The organism is Roseiterribacter gracilis, from assembly GCA_018332375.1.
In the GTDB taxonomy this organism is placed as follows: domain Bacteria; phylum Pseudomonadota; class Alphaproteobacteria; order BOG-932; family Roseiterribacteraceae; genus Roseiterribacter; species Roseiterribacter gracilis.
Map to the genome: position 1 here is coordinate 1558127 of BOPV01000001.1, position 19288 is coordinate 1577414.

Sequence of the window (19288 nt, forward strand, 5' to 3'; positions counted from 1 at the left end):
CAAGATCGAAGGGAACGCGTATCGCGATTTCCCCGTTCCTTGCCCGTGGAGAACGTAACGAAAGCGCAACCGCGCAGCAGCTTCAGCCTGGCACATCTGGTGATCGTGGGCCTTCTCGCCCTAGGCACCGGTGCCGGCACCGCCTGGCTTCTAACGGACGGTGGGACGATACGGACTGCAACAACTTTGCGGACGGCCGTGCCTGCGCCATACGGAGAAGCCGTGACTGCGCCGGATCTGGCCGCGCCCGCCGGTGCGCCGGTCGCACAACCCGCGCCGGTCGCGCGCCGCGACCTGACGCTGGCGCCCGCCGCAGCGCCCATTCCCTTGCGCGGAAGTAGCGGCAGCAGCAGCCCGAGCACCGTGCCGCTCGACTATGGGGACAATGAACGCGCACTTGCGCCCGCGCCCGCAGCGCCCGCGCCGGGCACCGGAAATGGACCGGCGCGCGTCGGCGACTGCGAACGCTATACGACCGAGATCGTGATCGACGGGCGTCGCGCGCAGCGTAGCGGTACCGCCTGCCTGCAGAGCGACGGGACTTGGCGCATCAAAGGCGAGAACTAAGCGCTCGCGCCTGGTTTCTTCGGCAGGTCGAGCTTGATGTGCAGTTCGCGCAGATGTTTTTCGCTGACGTTGGACGGTGCGCCCATCATCAGATCTTCGGCGCGCTGATTCATCGGGAAGGCGATCACTTCGCGAATGTTCGGCTCGTCGGCCAGCAGCATCACGATACGATCGACGCCCGGCGCCGAGCCGCCGTGCGGCGGCGCGCCCAGCTTGAACGCGTTCAACATGCCTGAGAAACGCGATTCCAGATCTTCGCGCGCATAGCCCGCGATCTCGAACGCCTTGTACATGACGTCGGGCAAGTGATTGCGGATCGCGCCCGACGACAATTCCACGCCGTTGCAGACGATGTCGTACTGGAAGGCTTTGATCGTCAGCGGGTCCTGCTTTTCCAGCGCGTCCAACCCGCCTTGCGGCATCGAGAACGGGTTGTGGCTGAAATCGATTTTGCCGGTGACTTCGTCGGCTTCGAACATCGGGAAATCGACGATCCAGCAGAACTCGAACTTGTTCTGGTCGATCAGATCCAATTCCTGCGCGATCTTGGTGCGGGCCGCACCGGCCAGCTTGGCCGCCGGCAATTCCTTGTCGGCAACGAAGAACACCGCGTCGCCGTCGACCGCACCGGTCAACTGGCGCAACACCGCCTGCGCTGCGTCGGGCACAAATTTCGCGATCGGGCCTTTGCCGGCACCGCCTTCGAAGGTGATGTAGCCGAGACCCGGCGCACCAAGTTCGCGCGCCCAATCATTCAGCTTGTCGAAGAAGCTGCGCGGCTTGTCGGCAACGTTGGGCACGCGGATCGTGCGCACCACGCCGCCTTTGTCGAGCACGCCGCGGAAGGCGCGGAATTCGACGTCGTCGCGCTTGAACACCTCGGACACGTCGGTGATCAGCAGCGGGTTGCGCAGATCCGGCTTGTCGCTGCCGTATTTCAGCATCGACTCTTCATAGGCGATACGCTTGAACGGCAACGCCGAGACTTGACGCTGCTTGCCGTTCCAGGTCGCGAATTCTTCGAACACGCCGTGCAGCACCGGTTCGATCGTATTGAACACGTCTTCCTGCGTGACAAAGCTCATCTCGAAGTCGAGCTGATAGAATTCGCCCGGGCTACGATCGGCGCGGCTGTCTTCGTCGCGGAAGCACGGCGCAATTTGAAAGTAGCGGTCGAAGCCCGACACCATCAGCAGCTGTTTGAACTGCTGCGGCGCCTGCGGCAGCGCATAGAACGTGCCGGGATGCAGACGCGACGGAACCAGAAAGTCGCGCGCGCCTTCCGGGCTCGACGCGGTCAGGATCGGCGTCTGGAATTCGGTGAAGCCGCTATCGATCATGCGGCGACGCAACGACGAGATGACGTTCGAACGCAGCAGAATGTTGCGGTGAATTTTCTCGCGGCGCAGATCGAGGAAGCGATAGCGCAGACGCAGCTCTTCATTCTGCTCGGCGTCGGTATTGACCTGGATCGGAAGCTGGTCGGCTTTCGACTGCACCGTCACCTCGTCGATGCGCACTTCGATCGCACCGGTTTCGAGATTGGCGTTGGTGGTCGCTTCGTCGCGCGCCACGACGCGGCCGGTGAAGGTCACGACCGATTCCAGGCGCAACGCTTCCACAGTTTTGAAACTCGGCGCATCGGTGTCGACGACGCACTGCGTGATGCCGAAATGGTCGCGCAGATCGATGAACAGCAAATTCCCGTGATCGCGCTTGCGATGCACCCATCCCGACAGGCGGACGGTTTGGCCGACATGGGTCGCGCGAAGCGCGGCGCAATTATGCGTGCGGTACGGATGCATCGAAGAGCCTGAAATCTGAGAGAAAGCCTGGGAAAGGGCCGGAAAAGGCACGGCCCAGATCGGCTTGTCAACCTTGGGGCCCGGGAAACTTGTGTGACCATCCCGAGGCGGACGGAACGTACAGGCCCCTATTGGCCTTTCCACCCCCGACGAGGCCACGGACACCCGTGGCGATACGGAGGAAACCATGCAGTTCAAGACGATCGCGGCCGCCGCCGCTCTGACGGTTGGCCTGGCCGCGCCGGCCTTCGCCCAGACGATGACCACCACCACGACCGAGACGACGCGCAGCTTTGCCGCGCCGGAACGGGAGATGATCACCAAGTACTACAGCACGCATCGCGACGCGTTCGGTACGCCGACTGCGACGACGGTCACGACCGTGACGCGCGGCCAGGCCCTGCCGGGCACCGTGACGGTGCGTGAGCTTCCGACCGAGCTGGTGACCCAGCTGCCGCCGATCACCACGCCGAATTATCGTCGCGTGTTGGTTGGCAACCAGGTTGTCCTGGTCGACCAGAACAACATGGTCGTCGACGTGCTGCCGCTCGGTGGCTGAGAGCTAGCGCGCAATACTCCTGGACCTCACTCGCTTGACTGACTGAGGCCCCGTAGTCGCGTTGCGCAGCTTAGAGCAAGCAGGCGCCCCGGATCTCTTGCGAGGTCCGGGGCGCTTCGCGTTTAGATCGCGCCGGTCAGGACCGAGACTTTGCCCGGCCGGGCATCGAACGTTGTGATGCCGCCGCGCCAGCGCTGTGCGAGAACGCTCAGAATACGCATCCCCACCGCGTCTTCGACGGCGAGCCCTTCGCCGCTTCGTTGATCGGATACTTCCAGCCGGAAGTTACGCGCCGCATCGATGCGGAAGGTCACGTGCACCGGCCCGCGCCCATCGGCATAGGCGTTGGCAAACACTTCGAACAACAGCTCGTTGAGCGCGATTGCCAAGGACGCGGCTTCGCCCGCAGGCAATTTCGCGTCGTCGCTGCGCAACGTCACTGCATGGCCAGGAGCCGCGCGCGCCAGATCGGACAACAAGCTGCTCAGGAACGCGCGCGCGTCGACTTCGCCCGGCTCTTCTTCGCGAAACAGGCTGGCATGGACCGATGCGATCGCCTGTACGCGGCCGCGAATGGCGTTGAATGCGGCGCGCATCTCTTCATCGCCGGCGGCGCCTGCCTGCAGTGCGATCAGCGACGCAGTCAGTTGCAGCGAATTCTTCACGCGATGATCGACGTCGCGCAGCGTCTGCTCCAGCGCGATCTCGCGCTGCTTGGCGTCGGTGACGTCCTGCAGCACGCCGAACACACGTCCGGTGCCGGGATCCGGCGCGCAAGCGGTGGCGCGCAACCAACGTACGGTGCCGTCGTCATGCTGCACGCGATAGGTCTGGTCGAGATCGAGACCGCTGGCGATCGCGACCAGCAGCGCCGCCCGCACCTGTTCGCGATCCTCGCCGTGAATGGCGCCGCCGCTATTGCCCGCCAGCAGTTGATCGATCAGCGGCGCGTGGTCGTTGGGATCGGGACCCAGATCGAGCTCGAATTCGTGAATCCCGGCCCGCCGCAGCGCCCGGCGGCGCGCGCGCGACCAATCCAAAAAGCCCAACTCGCCGGCGCCGAGTCGCGAATCGTCGGCGGTCGCGAAGACGCTTTGCGGGTGTGGTCTGTCGGTGGCGTGCGGCATTGGCATCTGACCTAGCCCAAAAACGCCAGGAATTAGGCGGCGTTCATTCCCCTGCCCGCTGGCTGGGGCTTTGCCGGGACCAAGCCGCCTCGTATAGGACTGAGCATGACTATCCTGACCACGACCGCAGAGGTCGAGGCTTTCTGCGCCGGACTTGCGGGCGCCGATTTCGTCGCCGTCGATACGGAATTCCTGCGCGACAGCACCTACTGGCCACGCCTGTGCCTGATCCAGGTTGCCGGCCCCGATGCGGTGGCTGCGATCGATCCGCTGGCGCCCGATATTTCGCTCGATGCGTTTCAAGCGATTCTGGACGACGAGAAGATTCTCAAAGTCTTCCATGCCGGACGGCAGGACTTGGAAATCTTCTTTCATCGCGTCGGCCGCCTGCCCTCGCCGATCTTCGACACGCAAGTCGCGGGCATGGTCACCGGCTTCGGCGAAAGCGCGAGCTACGAAACGCTGGTCAACAAGTTGGCCGGCGCGCAGCTCGACAAACACAGCCGCTTCACCGATTGGGCGCAGCGTCCGCTGACCGATCGGCAACTCGCCTACGCGCTCGACGACGTGATCCATCTGCGCACCATCTATACGCGCTTGTCGAAGAAGCTCGCCAAGAGCGGACGCGAAGCGTGGCTGCAAGATGAGATGCGGATCCTGACCGATCCAAACACCTTCCGCCTCGAACCCGAGGATGCGTGGAAGCGGCTCAAGCTGCGCACCGAAAAGCCGCGCCTGCTGGCGGTGCTGAAAGAACTGGCGGCGTGGCGCGAAACCGAAGCGCAAAAGCGCGACCTGCCGCGCAACCGCGTGATCAAAGACGAGACGTTGCTGGAAATCGCGACGCAGATGCCGACCGACGCGCACAAGCTGGCGCGCACGCGCGGCCTGTCGAGCGGTTTCGCCGAAGGCAAATGGGGCGAAGCGATTCTGGCTGCGATCAATCGCGGCCTGGCGGTGCCCGCCGAAGATTGTCCCAAGCCGGGCCCGCGCATCGATCTTCCGCCGGGGCTGGGTCCGACGGTCGAACTGCTCAAAGTGCTGCTGCGCTACAAAGCCGACGAACATGACGTGGCGCCCAAGCTGCTCGCCAATTCGAGCGATCTCGAACGGCTGGCGGCCGACGACGACGCGCCGATCCCGGCGCTGTCGGGGTGGCGCAAAGAATTGTTCGGCGACGATGCGCTGAAACTCAAACACGGCCAGCTTGCGCTCGGCATCGAGAAAAAGCGCATCAAGCTGGTTCCCGCGCCGGAGTAACAAGATGGCGCGCCCCGTCCGGCTTTTGATCGTCGTGACGGCGGCCTTGTGGATCGCCTTCTGGGTTCTGCGCCAATGGTTGCTCGGCACGACCGAGCCGTTTCCGGGCAGCGTTCCGTATCTCGACGACGACGTCGCCTATCAGGTCACGCGCGACCAATGGAATCTGCTCGTCGTAACCAGCATCGCCGGCGCAATCGCGGGCGTCGTGACGTTGCTGGCCTGGATCGTCAGCGCACTGACGCGACGGAAACGGCGGTTTCGGAAGCGGTGATCGGCGCGCGTTACTTCGCGGTCGCCGCCTTCCACACGTCGTGCGTCCAGGCCCCTTCCGGCTTTTTGGTAATCACCGGATCCGACTTGCCCGACAGAAGAATGTCGACGGTGCGGTTGGCGTCATCTTCGCGCAAAAAGCCGAAGCCTTCTTTGGGTGCAGCTGCCAGCTTGGCGACTTCGGCCAACATGCGTTTCTGGTGCGGTTCGGTCTGCGCGCCCGACGCGTCGTTATCGAGCACGATTTTCACCGCCTCGTCCTGATGCGCGAAAGCGTAACTCCAACCTTGCAACGTCGCTTTGACGAAGCGCGCCAGACGATCGCGCGACGCCGCGTCGGCGACTTTGGCTTCGAGCGTGTAGAGCCCGTCTTCCAACATCGCGACGCCCTGATCTTCGTACCCGAACACGGCCAGCTGGTCGGGTTTCAAGCCACCATCGATGACCTGCCAATATTCGTTGTAGGTCATGGTCGAAATACAGGCGGCTTGTTTCTGCAGCAGCGGATCGACGTTGAAACCCTGCTTCAACACTTTCACGTCGGCGTCGCTGCCCGACACTTTGTAGCCAAGCCGCTGCATCCAGGCGAGGAACGGAAACTCGTTGCCGGAAAACCAGACGCCCAGCGTCTTGCCTTTGAGATCCTGCGGCGTCGTAACGCCCGCATCTTTGCGGCAGGTCAGCATCATGCCGGAGCGCGCAAAGATCTGCGCGATATTGACCAGCTTGACGCCCTTCTCGCGCGCCGCCAGCGCAGCCGGCATCCAATCGACGATCACATCGGCGCCACCGCCCGCCAGCACTTGTTCGGGGCTGATGTCGGGACCGCCCGGACGGATCGTTACGTCGAGTCCCGCCTCTTTGTAGAAGCCTTTTTCCTTGGCGACGTAGTAGCCCGCGAATTGCGCCTGCGGCACCCATTTGAGCTGCAGGGTGAGCTTGTCGGCGGCGCTGGCGCCGCTGCTGACCAACATGGCGACGAGGACGAGCAAGCGGCGCATGAAGTCTCCTAGCTGCGATGTGCGAACCGCCGTTCGGCGAGCGCAATGATCGCATAGGAACCCGATCCGCACAGCGCGACCACAAAAATCATCGCCCAGACACGGTCGATATTCATGCGCGCGGCTTCGGTGGCGATGCGAAACCCCATCCCCACGGTCGGCGTGCCGAAGAATTCGGCAACGACAGCACCGGTCAGTGCCAGCACCGCATTCACTTTCAGCGCCGCGAACAGGAACGGCAGCGAGGCGGGCAGCTGCAGCTTGCGCAACATCTGTCCGCGCGACGCCGCCAGCGAGGTCATCAGATCGCGCTCGAGCGCGCCGACCGAGTCCAACCCGGCGATCGTATGAACGAAGCTGGGAAAGAAAGTCAGCGCCGCGACCACCGCGGCTTTCGACGGCCAGTCAAAGCCGAACCACATCACCGCAATCGGTGCGATGCCGACGATCGGCAACGCGCCGGCCAGCGACGCGAGCGGCAAAAACCCGCGCCGCAAAAACGGCGAACGGTCGATCAACAACGCCGCCGCAAAGCCGCCGGTGCAACCGATTGCGAGCCCGATCAAGGTCGAATGAAAGAACGTCTGGTTGAGGTCGGCGAGCAAAGTGCCCGGATCGGCGATCAGCGCGGCAAAGATTTCGGTCGGTGCCGGCAGAAGAATGCGCGGTATGTCGAACAGCACGACCACCGCCTGCCATAGCAATAGCACCGCGACACCGAACAAGATCGGGAGCGCCCGTTGAATCAAGAATGGGTGCCTCACAGCCGGCCACCGCGCGCGCGAATGACCAGACGTTCGCACAGCACGACGACGCCGACGCCGCTCGCAGCCAGCAGCGACGCCATCGCAAGCGCGGCCCAGATCTGCAACGTCTGCCCGTAATAGGACCCGGCCAGCAACCGCGCGCCCAATCCGGATTCAGCACCGGTCGGCAATTCGGCGACAATCGCGCCGACCGTCGACGCGGCGATCGCAACTTTCAAACTGGGAAACAAAAACCGCATCGCTGCCGGCCAGCGCAGCACCGCCAGCACGCGCCGCCGGCTGGCGTCGTACGTATGCAGCAGATCGAGCTGCAACTGGTCGGGCGCGCGCAATCCTTTGGCGACGCCGATCACGACCGGAAAGAAACTCAAATAGGCGGCGATCACCGCTTTCGGCAGCAGGCCGGTCAGGCCCAGCGCGCCGAAGACGACGACGATCATCGGTGCGATGGCAAGGATCGGCACGGTCTGGCTGGCGACGATCCAGGGCAGCAAAGCGCGATCGAGCACGCGCACATGCACCAGCACGATCGCCAGCAACAGACCGATCGCAACGCCGAGCGCAAACCCGACCAAGGTCGACGACGCGGTCACCGCGGCGTGAAAGACCAGGCTGCGTTTGGAATCGATCCGCTGTCCCGCCGTACTGTTCCAGAACTCGATCGCGATCTGGTGCGGCGCCGGCAGCAACGGCTTGGCCAACGACATGGTGCCAAGCAGATCGCCGTTGGCCTGGGTCCAGTTCAGCGCGGCCGCGGCGACGTACCAAAGCGCAAGCACGAGCAGCAGCGCGGTTGCGATCGGTAGAGCGCGGCTACGCATAAGAATGCCCGGCACGCAGCGCAGTACGGACGCGCCCGGCCAGCGCGTGAAAACGTGCGTCGTCGCGAATGTCGAGATCGCGCCCGCGCGGCAGGTCGCTGTCGATCACCTCGACGATGCGGCCGGGACGCGCCGACATGACCACGATGCGCGATGACAGGAACGCCGCTTCTTCGATCGAATGGGTGACGAAGATGACCGTCAGGTTGGTCGCCTCCCACAAGCGCAGCAGGCGCAAATTCAAACCATCGCGCGTAATCTCGTCGAGTGCGCCGAACGGCTCGTCCATCAACAGCAGGCTGGGCTGCAACGACAAAGCGCGCGCGATCGACGCACGCTGCTGCATGCCGCCCGACAACTGCCAGGGAAATTTGCGCTTGAACGCGCCCAACCCCACCGCATCGAGCTGCTGCGCCGCGCGAGCCCGCTGTTCGTCTTTCGGCAGGCCGATAATTTCCAGCGGCAAGGTGACGTTGCGTTCGACCGTGCGCCACGGCAGCAGCGCAGGCGCCTGAAAGACATAGCCATAGGCGCGCGCCAGACGGGCTGCGTGTGGCGAGGTGCCGTTGACGAGAATTGTACCACCGGTCGGCTGCGCCAGATCGGCGACGACGCGCAGCAGGCTGGTCTTGCCGCAGCCCGACGGACCGATCAGCGAAACGAAGTCGCCGCGTGCGACCGTGAAGTCGACATTCGACAGCGCCGCAACGTCGCCGAAGGCGAGGTCGAGATTGCGCGCTTCGACGACCGTATCGCTCATTTCATGTCATCCCTGCGAAAGCAGAGATCCATGGTTGGCAAGATACGTGCCGAACGAGGAAATGTACGGCGGCGCATGAATGGATCCCTGCTTCCGCAGGGATGACAGCACAAAACCAGGTCAATCACGCGCCTGTTGCGCATCCATCTGCAGCACCGCGCGCAGCAGAACATTGGCGCCGGCGATCACATGTTCGGGCTCGGCTTTTTCCAGCTCGTTGTGGCTGAGGCCCTTCTCGCATGGCACGAAGATCATCGCCGTCGGCGCCACCCGCGAAATATAGGCGGCGTCGTGCCCGGCGCCCGACACGATCTCGCGCGCCGGTTCGTTCTCAGCCGCAGCTGCCTGGCGCACCGCATCGATGCAGGCGGGATCGAACTTCACCGCCGGCGAATCCCAGACGCGGTCGATCGTATGTTCGAGCTGCAGCGGCATCGCGATGTCGAACAACACGCTGCGCAGGTCAGCTTCCATCTTGGCCAGCGCCGCGTCGTCGGGATGGCGCATATCGACGGTGAAGAAGACTTCGCCCGGAATGACGTTGCGGCTGTTGGGCTTGCTTTCGATCAGCCCAACCGTGGCGACACCGTCCGGCGCATGCGCCCAGCCGATCTCATGCACCGCCGCGATCATGCGCGATGCGCCCAGCAGCGCGTCCTTGCGCATGCGCATCGGGGTCGAGCCGGCATGGCTGTCGGTGCCGGTGACGGTGACTTCGTACCAGCGCATGCCTTGCACGCCGGTGACGATGCCGATGGTCTTTTCCTCTTCTTCGAGGATCGGGCCTTGCTCGATATGGAGTTCGAAAAAGGCACCGAATTTGTGGCTGCCGGCTTTCTTCTCGCCTTTGAAACCGATCCGCTCCAACTCTTCGAGGAAGGTCTTGCCTTCGCGATCGGTGCGTTCGTAGGCGTAGGACGGCGGGAACACACCCGCGAACACGCCCGACGCCAGCATTGCGGGCGCGAAGCGCGAACCTTCTTCGTTGGTCCAGTTGATCACTTCCAGCGGCGCGTTGGTTTCGTAGCCGCTGTCGTTCAACGTGCGCAGCACTTCAAGCCCAGCCAGCACGCCGATGATGCCGTCATATTTGCCGCCGGTCGGCTGCGTATCGAGATGCGAGCCCATCGCGATCGGCGGCAACGTCGGATCCTTGCCCGGACGGCGCGCGAACATGTTGCCGATCTCGTCGATCGTGACTTCGCAGCCCGCAGCCTCGCACGCGTCGCGAAACCAATGGCGCACCTGCTTGTCGAGGTCGGTCAAAGTTAGGCGACAAATACCGCCCTTCGGCGTGCCGCCAATTTTGGCGGTCTCCATGATCGTGTCCCACAACCGGTCGCCATCGACTTTGAGGTTGGTGCTCATTCGGCAGCCTCACCAACGAAGTTCGGCGACATCGGATTGTTGGGATGTTCCTTCCAGGTCCGGCGCGGGCCAGTCGGCGCCTGCGTCACCATCGTGATGCAGGTATCGACCGGGCAGACATGGGCGCAGAGATTGCAGCCGACGCATTCTTCTTCGATCACTTCGTAACGGCGCACGCCGTCCACGTTCTGCGCCGAGATCGATTGATGCGACGTGTCCTCGCACGCGACGTGGCACAGGCCGCATTTGATGCAGAGATCCTGGTTGATCTCGGCGATCGTCTTGAATGACAGGTTCAACTGTTCCCACTGGACGTAGTTGGGAACCGCCTTGCCGACGAACTGGTCGATCGAGGTGTAGCCCTTGCTGTCCATCCAGTTCGACAGGCCGTCGCACATATCTTCGACGATGCGGAAGCCTTTGTGCATCGCGGCCGTGCAGACCTGCACCGTACCGGCGCCCATCGCGATGAACTCGGCCGCGTCGCGCCAGGTCGACACGCCGCCAATGCCCGAAATCGGAATGCCGCGCGTTTCCGGATCGCGCGCAATGTCGCCGACCATGCGCAGCGCGATCGGCTTCACCGCCGGGCCGCAATAGCCACCATGCGTGCCCTGCCCGTCGACCGTCGGCGTTGGCGCCATCAGGTCGAGATCGACTTCGCAGATCGACTGGATCGTGTTGATCAACGACACCGCATCGGCACCGCCACGCTTGGCGGCGCGTGCGGGTGCGCGAATGTCGGTGATGTTGGGCGTCAGTTTGACGATGACCGGCAGGCGCGAGAATTGTTTGCACCAGCGCGCGACCATCTCGACATAGTCGGGCACCTGGCCGACCGCCGATCCCATGCCGCGTTCCGACATGCCGTGCGGGCAACCGAAATTCAGCTCGATTGCGTCGCATTCCGTGTCTTCGACCAGCGGCAGAATCTTTTTCCACGACGCTTCTTCACACGGAACCATCAGGCTCACGATCATGGCGCGATCGGGCCAGGCGCGTTTGACCGCTTTGATTTCCTGCAGGTTGACGTGCAGCGGCCGGTCGCTGATCAGTTCGATATTGTTGAAGCCCGCGATGCGCGTGCCGTTATACGACATGGCGCCGTAGCGGCTGGAGACGTTCACCACCGGCGGATCTTCGCCCAGCGTCTTCCACACCACGCCGCCCCAACCGGCTTTGAAAGCGCGGACGACGTTATATTCCTTGTCGGTTGGCGGCGCCGAAGCGAGCCAGAACGGATTGGGCGAACGAACGCCGATGAAGTTGGTGCGTAAGTCGGCCATCTCTAGCTCCGCAACAAACGATCGATGGCGCGCGCGGCGAGCTTGCCGTGCTGCACCGCGCTGACCGTCAGATCCTGCCCTTGCACACAGTCGCCGCCCGCAAACACGTTCGGCAACGACGTCTTGTGGTCGGCATCGACGCGGATGCGGCCACGATCGAGTTCCAGCACCGCGTTGGCGTCGCGCGTCACCGGATCGGGCACGAAGGTCTGACCGATCGCAGTCAGCACCATGTCGGCGTCGACGGTGAAGAATTCGCCGGTGCCCGTTAGCTTCCCGTCGGCGCCCATCTTGGTGCGCTCGAATTCGACGCTGCGCACCGCGCCGTCGGTTGCGTGCAACCGCGCCGGACGCGCCCAGCGTTTGATCCGCACGTCGTTGGTCTGGGCCCATTCCTGTTCGGCGGTGGTCGCCGACATGTCGTCGGCGCCGCGGCGATAGACCAAGGTGACGTCCTCGGCGCCCAGTCGCTTGGACTGTACCGCCGCGTCGATCGCCGTGTTGCCGCCACCGATCACGACGACGCGGCGCCCGACCGGCACGGTGGATTTGTCGTCAGCCTGGCGCAGCGCAGCGATGAAATCGACAGCCGGCAGAAAGCCGTCCATCGGATGTGCGTCATCATTCAGCGCATTCACGCCGGCCTGGCCCATGCCGAGGAACACGGCGTCGAACTGGGTAGTCAGCTCGCCGAGCTGCAAGTCGCGCCCCAGCGCTCGGTTATTCTCGATCGTGATGCCGCCGATCGCGAGGATGAAGGCGACTTCGCGGGCCGCGAATTCATCGGCCATCTTGTAGGCAGCCAGCCCGTATTCGTTGAGCCCGCCGGCCTTCGCGCGTGCTTCATAGACGACGATCTCGTGCCCTTGCCGGGACAGCGCATGGGCGCAGGCGAGGCCCGCAGGCCCCGCCCCGACCACGGCCACACGCTTGCCGGTGGGGGCGGCGCGCGTGAACGGCTGAATCTGGGCGTCGAACAGATGGTCGGTGGCGTGACGCTGCAGCCCGCCAATATCGATCGGCTTGGCCTCTTGTGCGTTGCGCACGCAGGCCTGTTCGCAAAGGATTTCGGTCGGGCACGCACGGGCGCAGGTGCCGCCCATGATGTTCTCTTCCAGGATGCGCAGCGCGGCACCCTTGACGTTGCCGGTCGCGATGCCGCGAATGAAGCCCGGAATGTCGATTCCCGTCGGGCAGGCCTGGATGCAGGGCGCGTCGTAGCAGAAGTAGCAACGGTTCGCTTCAACCACCGCTTGCGCGTCGGTCAACGGCGGCTCCGCGTCGCCGAAATTGGCACGCAGCGCATCCGCCGAAAGCCGATGGGCCGCGATATCCGGAAGGTCAGCCAACTGCGTTCTCCCCAACGCGACAAGATCAGAACGCTAAAAGTTATTTGACCGATCGGTCAACTTCTTTCAAATGCAGAACGTGGTTAGCAAACGAACGAATCCCAAAGCTTCTGGTGCGATTTCGCTGGCTGCATCAAAGCCGGGCAGCACCCGCAAGCAACCTGCCTCGCCCAGCGGCAACCGCGTCGGCCAGGCCGCCCGGCAACGAATTCTTGCTGCGGCAGAACGGGTTTTCGCTGAAGGCGGGTATGGCAGCGCCTCGACCGCGCGCATCGCCGACGCGGCCGGCCTGCCGAAAGCCAACCTGCATTACTATTTCGGAACCAAGGGCGCGCTCTACGAAGCGGTGCTGTCCGACATTCTCGAAACCTGGCGCAGCGCTGCCGACACGATCACCGCCGACGCCGATCCGACCGAGGCGCTGACCGCCTATGTCGACGCCAAGATCGAGCTGTCGCGGCGCCGTCCGCTGGCCTCAAAGATTTTCGCCAACGAGCTTCTGCACGGCGCCAAGGTCGTCCGCCCCTATCTGCAGCGCGAATTGCGCGGCTGGGTCAGCGACAAGGCACGCATCTTCGACCGCTGGGCCGCACAGGACCGGATGAAGAAGATCGATGCCGAGCATCTCTTCTTCGGCATCTGGGCCATGACCCAGACCTACGCCGACTTTGACGTCCAGGTGCGCGCGGTGTTGGGGACGCGGGTGTTGAAAGACCCCGATTTCGACGCCGCAAAGCGGATAATCACAGCAATGGTGCTGGGCGCATGCGGTCTTGCTCCGGCAGAGGGCCAGGCAGCGGGAAAGAAAGCCGACGGGAAGAAAGCCAAACGGAGGAAACGCGCATGAGCATTCTGATCCGCGGCGGCACCGTCGTAACCGGCGAGCAGGAGCTGCGCGCCGACGTGTTGTGTGACGGCGGTACGATCAAGGCGGTCGGTCCGGGGCTGGACGCGCCGGCCGGTACGACCGTGATCGATGCGGGCGGCATGTTCGTCATGCCCGGCGGCATCGATCCGCACACCCATATGGAATTGCCCTTCATGGGCACCGTCGCAAGCGACGATTTCTTCACCGGCACCGCGGCCGGACTTGCCGGCGGCACCACGACGATCATCGACTTCGTCATTCCCGGCCCCAACGAGTCGCTGGTTGCGGCCTACAAGACCTGGCGCGAGCGCGCGCAAAAGGCAGCCGGCGACTACAGTTTCCATGTTGCCGTGACCTGGTGGTCCGATCAGGTCAGCGACGAGATGGGGGTGCTGACGCGCGATCATGGCGTCAACAGCTTCAAACATTTCATGGCGTACAAGAACGCCATCATGGTCGATGACGGTGTGCTGCTGCACAGCTTCGCGCGCGCACAGGAACTCGGCGCAATCCCGACCGTGCACGCAGAGAACGGCGAAGCCGTCTTCCACCTGCAGCGCCAGCTGCTGGCGCAAGGCATCACCGGCCCCGAAGGTCATCCGCTATCGCGCCCGCCCGAAGTCGAAGGCGAAGCCGCAACGCGCGCGATTGCGATCGCCAATCTGCTGGGTGCGCCGGTCTATATCGTCCATGTCTCGACCGAACAGGCGACGGCCGCGATCACCCGTGCGCGCGCAGCCGGCGTGCGCGCCTATGGCGAAGTGTTGGCGCAGCATTTGGTGATCGACGAGTCGGTCTATCGCAATCCGGATTGGGCGACGGCAGCAGCGCATGTGATGAGCCCACCCTTCCGTCCCAAGCACCATCAGGACGCGTTGTGGGCCGGGCTTGCTGCAGGACAGTTGCAGACGACCGCGACCGATCACTGCGCCTTCTGCGCGCCGCAAAAAGCGGCGGGCAAAGACAATTTCACCATGATCCCCAACGGTACGGCGGGGATCGAAGATCGCATGTCGGTGCTGTGGCATCACGGCGTGCGCACCGGCAAGTTGACGCGCAGCGAGTTCGTGCGCGTCACCTCGACCAACACAGCGCAGATCTTCAACATCTTCCCGCGCAAAGGTGCGGTCGCGGTTGGCGCCGACGCCGATCTCGTCGTGTGGGATCCGGCCGGCACGCGCACCATTTCGGCCAAGACGCATCACCAGAATGTCGACTTCAACGTGTTTGAAGGCATGGAGGTCACGGGCGTCGCGCGCCACACGATCAGCGGCGGCAAGTTGGTCTGGACCGACGGTGATCTGCGCGCCGTGCGCGGCGCCGGCAAGTATGTCGAACGTCCTTGCTTCCCGTCGGTGAGCCAGGCGCAGGCGATCCGCAACGAGCGCAACCGCCCGACCGGCGTTGCGCGCATGCCCGCAACCGCCGTCACGCCCTGATGGACTATCCGCGCGACCTCGTCGGCTACGGCCAGCATCCGCCGCATGCGGACTGGCCGAACGGTGCGCGCGTCGCGGTGCAGTTCGTGCTGAATTACGAAGAAGGCGGCGAGCGATCGGTGCTGCACGGCGACGCGCACGCCGAAATCTTTCTCAGCGACATTATCGGCGCGCAACCGGTCAAAGGCCGGCATATTTCGATGGAGTCGCTCTACGACTATGGCGCGCGTGCGGGCTTCTGGCGGCTGCATCGTCTGTTCACCGAGCGCAAACTGCCGGTGACTGTGTTCGCGGTCGCGATGGCGCTCGAACGCAATCCCGTTGCGGCCAAGGCGATGGTCGAGGCTGGTTGGGAAGTTGCCTCGCACGGCTATCGCTGGTTCGATTACCAAGACGTGCCGGTCGAGGTCGAACGCGACCATATGAATCGCGCGATCGAGATCATCACGCGCATGACCGGCACAGCGCCGGTCGGCTGGTACACCGGCCGCACCAGCCCCAATACGCGCGGGCTGGTGATCGAGAATGGCTCGTTCCTTTACGACGCCGACGCCTATGACGACGACCTGCCGCATTGGGACGTCACCGACAAAGGCAAGGTGCTGGTGGTTCCCTACACGCTCGACACCAACGACATGCGCTTTGCGACGGCGCAGGGATTCAATGCCGGCGATCAGTTCTTCAACTACCTGCGCGACGCGTTCGACGTCTTGTATGCCGAGGGCGCAACCAGCCCGAAAATGATGTCGGTCGGACTCCATTGTCGTCTGATCGGGCGTCCGGCGCGTATTGCGTCGCTGCAGCGCTTTCTCGACCATGTCGCAAAGCACGACAAAGTCTGGGTTGCGACCCGCGCCGACATTGCACGCCACTGGGCCACCAAACACCCCGCACCATGACCATCCTGGATCGCGCGAAAACGCTGCTCGAACGGCTGGATCGCCTGGCTGCCTGCACCGAAACGCCGGGCCAGATCGACCGCCCCTATTTGTCGGCGTCGCATAAGAGCGCGGTCGCGCTGGTCGAAAGCTGGATGCGGCAAGCGGGCCTCGACACGCGCATCGACGCGCTGGGTACGTTGGTCGGCAAACGGCGCGGCACCGGCGACGACCGGCGGCCGTTGCTGCTCGGTTCGCACATCGATTCCGTGCGCAACGCCGGACGCTATGACGGGCCGCTTGGCGTCGCGGTCGCGATCGATTGCGTCGCCAATCTGCGCGACGCACCGTTCGACATCGAAGTCCTGGCGTTCGGCGACGAAGAAGGCGGCCGCTTTCCCGGCACGTTGCGCGGCAGTCGCGCGGTCGCTGGCACGTTCGACACGGCCCTGCTCGACAGTGTCGACGCCGGCGGCATTAGTGTGCGGACCGCGCTACGCGATCTGGGTGCCAACCCCGATACGTGGCGCGACGAAATCCGCAACGGTGCGCGCGCGTATCTCGAGATTCACATCGAACAAGGGCCGGTGCTGGAGCGCGCTGACGCGCCGCTCGGCATCGTCACCTCGATCGCAGCGGCGACGCGGCTGCAAGTGTCGCTGCGCGGTGAGGCAGGCCACGCCGGTACCGTGCCGATGGATGGCCGCCGCGACGCGCTGGTTGGCGCCGCCGAAGCGATCCATGTCGTGCGCGACACGGCGCAGGAACATGCGGGCGCCGTCGCAACCGTCGGCACGCTGACCGTCGAACCCGGCGCACCCAATGTCATTCCAGGGCTGGTGCGATTCACCATCGACCTGCGCGCACCGACCGTCGAACAGCGCGACGCGCTGGAAGCAGACCTGTCGCAGCGTCTGCGCGACGTCGCCATCGCCAACAATCTGGCGCTCACGCTCGTCCGCATCCATGCCAGCGACGGCTGCGTCTGCGCGCCGTCCTTGCAGGACCGGTTGGATCGCGCCGTGCGTAGCCTGGGGATCGAAGCGCCGCGCCTGCCGAGCGGCGCCGGTCACGACGCGATGGCGATTGCGGCGCTGACGGATGTGGCGATGTTGTTCGTGCGCTGCAAAGGCGGCATCAGCCACAACCCGGCTGAATCGGTTACCGCCGAAGACGTCGCGCTTGCGATCGGCGCGACCGACGCGTTCCTGCGCGACTTCGCTGCGTCTTAAACGCGTTTTTCCGCGAAGTGGGTACCGGTTCGCGGAGGAAAACGCGCAAACAAAGATAGGAGAACGTGACGCCGAAGGCGTCACTTTCTACGCGAGTTCGAACCGGATCGGCTGCGCGCCTTTGTACAGGGTGAGCCGGCCAAGATCGTAGACCTGCTCGATCCCTTTGGTGATCGTCAGAAAGTGATTGCCCGCCAACTGTCCCGCCTTGCTGGCGAAACGCACGGCACCATAGCCAAGCAGAATTTCGGTTTCGCTGACGCCGCCGGGATAGAGAATCATCTGCCCTGGTGCGGGATGCGAGGTCGCATCTTCATAACCGACACCAAAATCGAGATCGCCGAGCGGCATCCACACCGCCTCGCCGCTCCAACGCACGTGAATGACTTCGGTGACGAAGGGCAGCGCCTTCAAAAACGCGGCGCAGGTCTTGGGCGACTTTTCGGTCTCGAGACGGCCCCGCCATTCATACGGGCCGACCGTGATTTTCAGTTCGGTCATTTCACCAACTCCGCCAAAAACGCCGCCTGGCTTTTCATCCCGTTGCGGAAGCAGACAAGTTCGAATTTCTCGTTCGGCGAATGGATCTTGTCGTCATCCAGGCCGAAGCCAAGCATCACACTGTCGAGACCAAGCTCGACTTTCAACCATTCGACCACCGGGATCGAACCGGCGCCGCCGATCAGCACCGCATCGGTCTGAAACACTTTGCTCAGCGCGCGCTTGGCCGCCTGCAAATAGGACGAGGTGGTGTTGAGACGGAAGCCCCGCGCCGAGCTGTGGATGTCGAGTTCCCACTGCACATAGTCGGGCAGTTCCTTTTCCAGGAAGGCGCGGAACAGATCGGCGATCTTGTCCGGCTCTTGCCCCGGTACCAGACGGAAGCTGATTTTCGCGTGCGCTTCGGACGGGATCACCGTCTTCGCGCCGATGCCGGTATAGCCCGACCAGATGCCATTCACGTCGCACGTCGGGCGCGCCCAGAGACGTTCCAGCGCCGGACGGTTGCGCTCGCCGGCGCTGTGTTCCAGCCCGATATCGCGCAGATAGGCGCCCTCGTCGAAATTCAGCTTCTCCCACGCTGCACGCGTCGCTTCGTCGACCGGTTCGATCGAGTCGTAGAAACCGGGAATGCCGACCGCGCCATGTTCGTCGTGCAACTTGCCGAGCAGCTCGCTCAACACATGGATCGGATTGGCGGCCGAACCGCCATAGAGACCGGAATGGAGATCGCGGTTGGCGGCGCGGACTTTCAGCTCGGTGTAGAGCAGGCCGCGCAGGCTGGTCGTGATGGCGGGCGTCTTCACGTTCCACGAATTCGTGTCGGTGATCACCGCCACGTCGGCCTGCAACTCGTCTTTGTAGGTTTTCAAAAACGGTCGCAGATTTTTGCTGCCGATTTCTTCTTCGCCTTCGAACAGCAACGTGACGCGCACCGGCAGCTTGCCGTGCACTTGTTTCCAAGCACGCATCGCTTCGACCACGGTGCGCAACTGGCCCTTGTCATCGACCGCGCCGCGCGCGACCACGCGCGGGCCGTTTTCGGCTTCGACGATTACGGGCTCGAAGGGTGGGCTGTCCCACAGCTCCAACGGATCGGCCGGCTGCACGTCGTAATGCGCGTAGTAGAGCAGATGCGGCGTCGACGGGCCGGCAGCGTGATCCTTGGCGATCACTACGGGATGGTTCGGGGTCGGGCGAATTTCGACCGCAAAACCCAACGCCGACAATTCCGTCTGCAGCCATTCGGCAGCGTGCTTGATGTCGCCGGCGAAGGCCGGGTCGGTCGAGACGCTGGGAATGCGCAGAAAGTCGATATAGCGCGCAAGCGCGTCGCCATCGTTGCTTTCGAGCTGGCGCAGAACGGGTGTCAGAAGGTCGGTCATCGTGCTCGGATCCGGGGTTGACGCGGTCGCACATATAGGCCC

The 19288-nt window shown here is 63.8% G+C and carries 19 protein-coding genes; 8 read left to right on the plus strand and 11 right to left on the minus strand.

Annotated features, from left to right (window positions below; genetic code table 11):
* Nucleotides 1-222: 222 nt before the first annotated feature.
* The gene (locus tag TMPK1_RS07735) at nt 223-567 is read left to right on the plus strand and encodes a hypothetical protein (protein WP_420242398.1); all 345 of its coding nucleotides are present in this window, start codon (nt 223-225) and stop codon (nt 565-567) included.
* Here TMPK1_RS07735 and aspS read toward each other — a convergent pair.
* Nucleotides 564-2372, minus strand: a complete 1809-nt coding sequence (gene aspS / locus TMPK1_RS07740) for an aspartate--tRNA ligase (RefSeq protein ID WP_420242399.1) — start codon at nt 2370-2372, stop codon at nt 564-566. The genes TMPK1_RS07735 and aspS overlap by 4 nt on opposite strands.
* A 187-nt stretch (nt 2373-2559) precedes the next feature.
* On the opposite strand from aspS, the gene TMPK1_RS07745 reads away from it, so the two are divergent.
* Nucleotides 2560-2931, plus strand: coding sequence for a DUF1236 domain-containing protein (locus TMPK1_RS07745; protein WP_420242400.1), 372 nt, complete (start codon nt 2560-2562; stop codon nt 2929-2931).
* Between the two features lie 122 nt (nt 2932-3053).
* On the opposite strand, the gene TMPK1_RS07750 is transcribed toward TMPK1_RS07745, so the two are convergent.
* Entirely contained in the window at nt 3054-4058 is a 1005-nt protein-coding gene (locus tag TMPK1_RS07750) for a sensor histidine kinase (protein ID WP_420242401.1), read from the minus strand.
* 105 nt (nt 4059-4163) lie between these two features.
* Here TMPK1_RS07750 and rnd point away from each other — a divergent pair, with 105 nt between their 5' ends.
* Together rnd and TMPK1_RS07760 are read left to right on the plus strand one after the other, a co-directional pair.
* The gene (rnd, locus tag TMPK1_RS07755; protein ID WP_420242402.1) at nt 4164-5318 is read left to right on the plus strand and encodes a ribonuclease D; all 1155 of its coding nucleotides are present in this window, start codon (nt 4164-4166) and stop codon (nt 5316-5318) included.
* A 4-nt stretch (nt 5319-5322) separates the two neighbouring features.
* On the plus strand, nt 5323-5592 hold the full coding sequence (locus TMPK1_RS07760; RefSeq protein WP_420242403.1) for a hypothetical protein: 270 nt from the start codon (nt 5323-5325) through the stop codon (nt 5590-5592).
* A gap of 10 nt (nt 5593-5602) precedes the next feature.
* On the opposite strand, the gene TMPK1_RS07765 is transcribed toward TMPK1_RS07760, so the two are convergent.
* From TMPK1_RS07765 to TMPK1_RS07795, 7 genes are all read right to left on the minus strand, one after another.
* A complete protein-coding gene (locus TMPK1_RS07765) occupies nt 5603-6592 on the minus strand; it encodes an ABC transporter substrate-binding protein (protein WP_420242404.1) in 990 nt (329 codons plus the stop codon).
* Between the two features lie 8 nt (nt 6593-6600).
* Entirely contained in the window at nt 6601-7341 is a 741-nt protein-coding gene (locus tag TMPK1_RS07770; RefSeq protein WP_420242405.1) for an ABC transporter permease, read from the minus strand.
* 11 nt (nt 7342-7352) lie between these two features.
* Nucleotides 7353-8180 (minus strand): ABC transporter permease, encoded by an 828-nt coding sequence (locus TMPK1_RS07775; protein ID WP_420242407.1) that lies wholly within the window; start codon nt 8178-8180, stop codon nt 7353-7355.
* A complete protein-coding gene (locus TMPK1_RS07780; protein ID WP_420242408.1) occupies nt 8173-8940 on the minus strand; it encodes an ABC transporter ATP-binding protein in 768 nt (255 codons plus the stop codon). Before TMPK1_RS07780 ends, TMPK1_RS07775 begins: the two co-directional genes overlap by 8 nt.
* A gap of 120 nt (nt 8941-9060) precedes the next feature.
* A complete protein-coding gene (locus tag TMPK1_RS07785; protein WP_420242409.1) occupies nt 9061-10308 on the minus strand; it encodes a Zn-dependent hydrolase in 1248 nt (415 codons plus the stop codon).
* Nucleotides 10305-11594, minus strand: coding sequence for an NAD-dependent dihydropyrimidine dehydrogenase subunit PreA (gene preA / locus TMPK1_RS07790; RefSeq protein ID WP_420242410.1), 1290 nt, complete (start codon nt 11592-11594; stop codon nt 10305-10307). The genes TMPK1_RS07785 and preA overlap by 4 nt, the downstream gene beginning before the upstream one ends.
* 2 nt (nt 11595-11596) lie before the next feature.
* Entirely contained in the window at nt 11597-12943 is a 1347-nt protein-coding gene (locus TMPK1_RS07795; protein ID WP_420242412.1) for an NAD(P)-dependent oxidoreductase, read from the minus strand.
* 79 nt (nt 12944-13022) lie between these two features.
* On the opposite strand from TMPK1_RS07795, the gene TMPK1_RS07800 reads away from it, so the two are divergent.
* The 4 genes from TMPK1_RS07800 to TMPK1_RS07815 are packed head-to-tail and all read left to right on the plus strand — an operon-like array spanning nt 13023 to nt 17360.
* Complete coding sequence (locus TMPK1_RS07800; protein ID WP_420242413.1) at nt 13023-13790, plus strand: TetR/AcrR family transcriptional regulator; 768 nt, start codon at nt 13023-13025, stop codon at nt 13788-13790.
* Nucleotides 13787-15250: a dihydropyrimidinase gene (gene hydA / locus TMPK1_RS07805; protein ID WP_420242414.1), complete on the plus strand. Its 1464-nt coding sequence runs from the start codon at nt 13787-13789 to the stop codon at nt 15248-15250. Before TMPK1_RS07800 ends, hydA begins: the two co-directional genes overlap by 4 nt.
* A complete protein-coding gene (gene puuE, locus TMPK1_RS07810) occupies nt 15250-16149 on the plus strand; it encodes an allantoinase PuuE (protein ID WP_420242415.1) in 900 nt (299 codons plus the stop codon). Before hydA ends, puuE begins: the two co-directional genes overlap by 1 nt.
* Nucleotides 16146-17360: an allantoate amidohydrolase gene (locus TMPK1_RS07815; protein WP_420242416.1), complete on the plus strand. Its 1215-nt coding sequence runs from the start codon at nt 16146-16148 to the stop codon at nt 17358-17360. The genes puuE and TMPK1_RS07815 overlap by 4 nt, the downstream gene beginning before the upstream one ends.
* 87 nt (nt 17361-17447) lie before the next feature.
* Here the strand turns inward: TMPK1_RS07815 and TMPK1_RS07820 are convergent, their stop codons facing one another.
* Nucleotides 17448-17861, minus strand: coding sequence for a DUF3830 family protein (locus TMPK1_RS07820; RefSeq protein ID WP_420242417.1), 414 nt, complete (start codon nt 17859-17861; stop codon nt 17448-17450).
* Complete coding sequence (locus TMPK1_RS07825) at nt 17858-19246, minus strand: dipeptidase (RefSeq protein WP_420242418.1); 1389 nt, start codon at nt 19244-19246, stop codon at nt 17858-17860. The genes TMPK1_RS07820 and TMPK1_RS07825 overlap by 4 nt, the downstream gene beginning before the upstream one ends.
* Nucleotides 19247-19288 lie beyond the last annotated feature (42 nt).

Coding starts and splice junctions, on each gene's coding strand:
- aspS (WP_420242399.1), bottom strand. CDS start 2,372: ATGCATCCGTACCGCACGCATAATTGCGCCGCGCTTCGCGCGACCCAT.
- TMPK1_RS07745 (WP_420242400.1), top strand. CDS start 2,560: ATGCAGTTCAAGACGATCGCGGCCGCCGCCGCTCTGACGGTTGGCCTG.
- TMPK1_RS07750 (WP_420242401.1), bottom strand. CDS start 4,058: ATGCCGCACGCCACCGACAGACCACACCCGCAAAGCGTCTTCGCGACC.
- rnd (WP_420242402.1), top strand. CDS start 4,164: ATGACTATCCTGACCACGACCGCAGAGGTCGAGGCTTTCTGCGCCGGA.
- TMPK1_RS07760 (WP_420242403.1), top strand. CDS start 5,323: ATGGCGCGCCCCGTCCGGCTTTTGATCGTCGTGACGGCGGCCTTGTGG.
- TMPK1_RS07765 (WP_420242404.1), bottom strand. CDS start 6,592: ATGCGCCGCTTGCTCGTCCTCGTCGCCATGTTGGTCAGCAGCGGCGCC.
- TMPK1_RS07775 (WP_420242407.1), bottom strand. CDS start 8,180: ATGCGTAGCCGCGCTCTACCGATCGCAACCGCGCTGCTGCTCGTGCTT.
- TMPK1_RS07780 (WP_420242408.1), bottom strand. CDS start 8,940: ATGAGCGATACGGTCGTCGAAGCGCGCAATCTCGACCTCGCCTTCGGC.
- TMPK1_RS07785 (WP_420242409.1), bottom strand. CDS start 10,308: ATGAGCACCAACCTCAAAGTCGATGGCGACCGGTTGTGGGACACGATC.
- preA (WP_420242410.1), bottom strand. CDS start 11,594: ATGGCCGACTTACGCACCAACTTCATCGGCGTTCGTTCGCCCAATCCG.
- hydA (WP_420242414.1), top strand. CDS start 13,787: ATGAGCATTCTGATCCGCGGCGGCACCGTCGTAACCGGCGAGCAGGAG.
- puuE (WP_420242415.1), top strand. CDS start 15,250: ATGGACTATCCGCGCGACCTCGTCGGCTACGGCCAGCATCCGCCGCAT.
- TMPK1_RS07815 (WP_420242416.1), top strand. CDS start 16,146: ATGACCATCCTGGATCGCGCGAAAACGCTGCTCGAACGGCTGGATCGC.
- TMPK1_RS07820 (WP_420242417.1), bottom strand. CDS start 17,861: ATGACCGAACTGAAAATCACGGTCGGCCCGTATGAATGGCGGGGCCGT.
- TMPK1_RS07825 (WP_420242418.1), bottom strand. CDS start 19,246: ATGACCGACCTTCTGACACCCGTTCTGCGCCAGCTCGAAAGCAACGAT.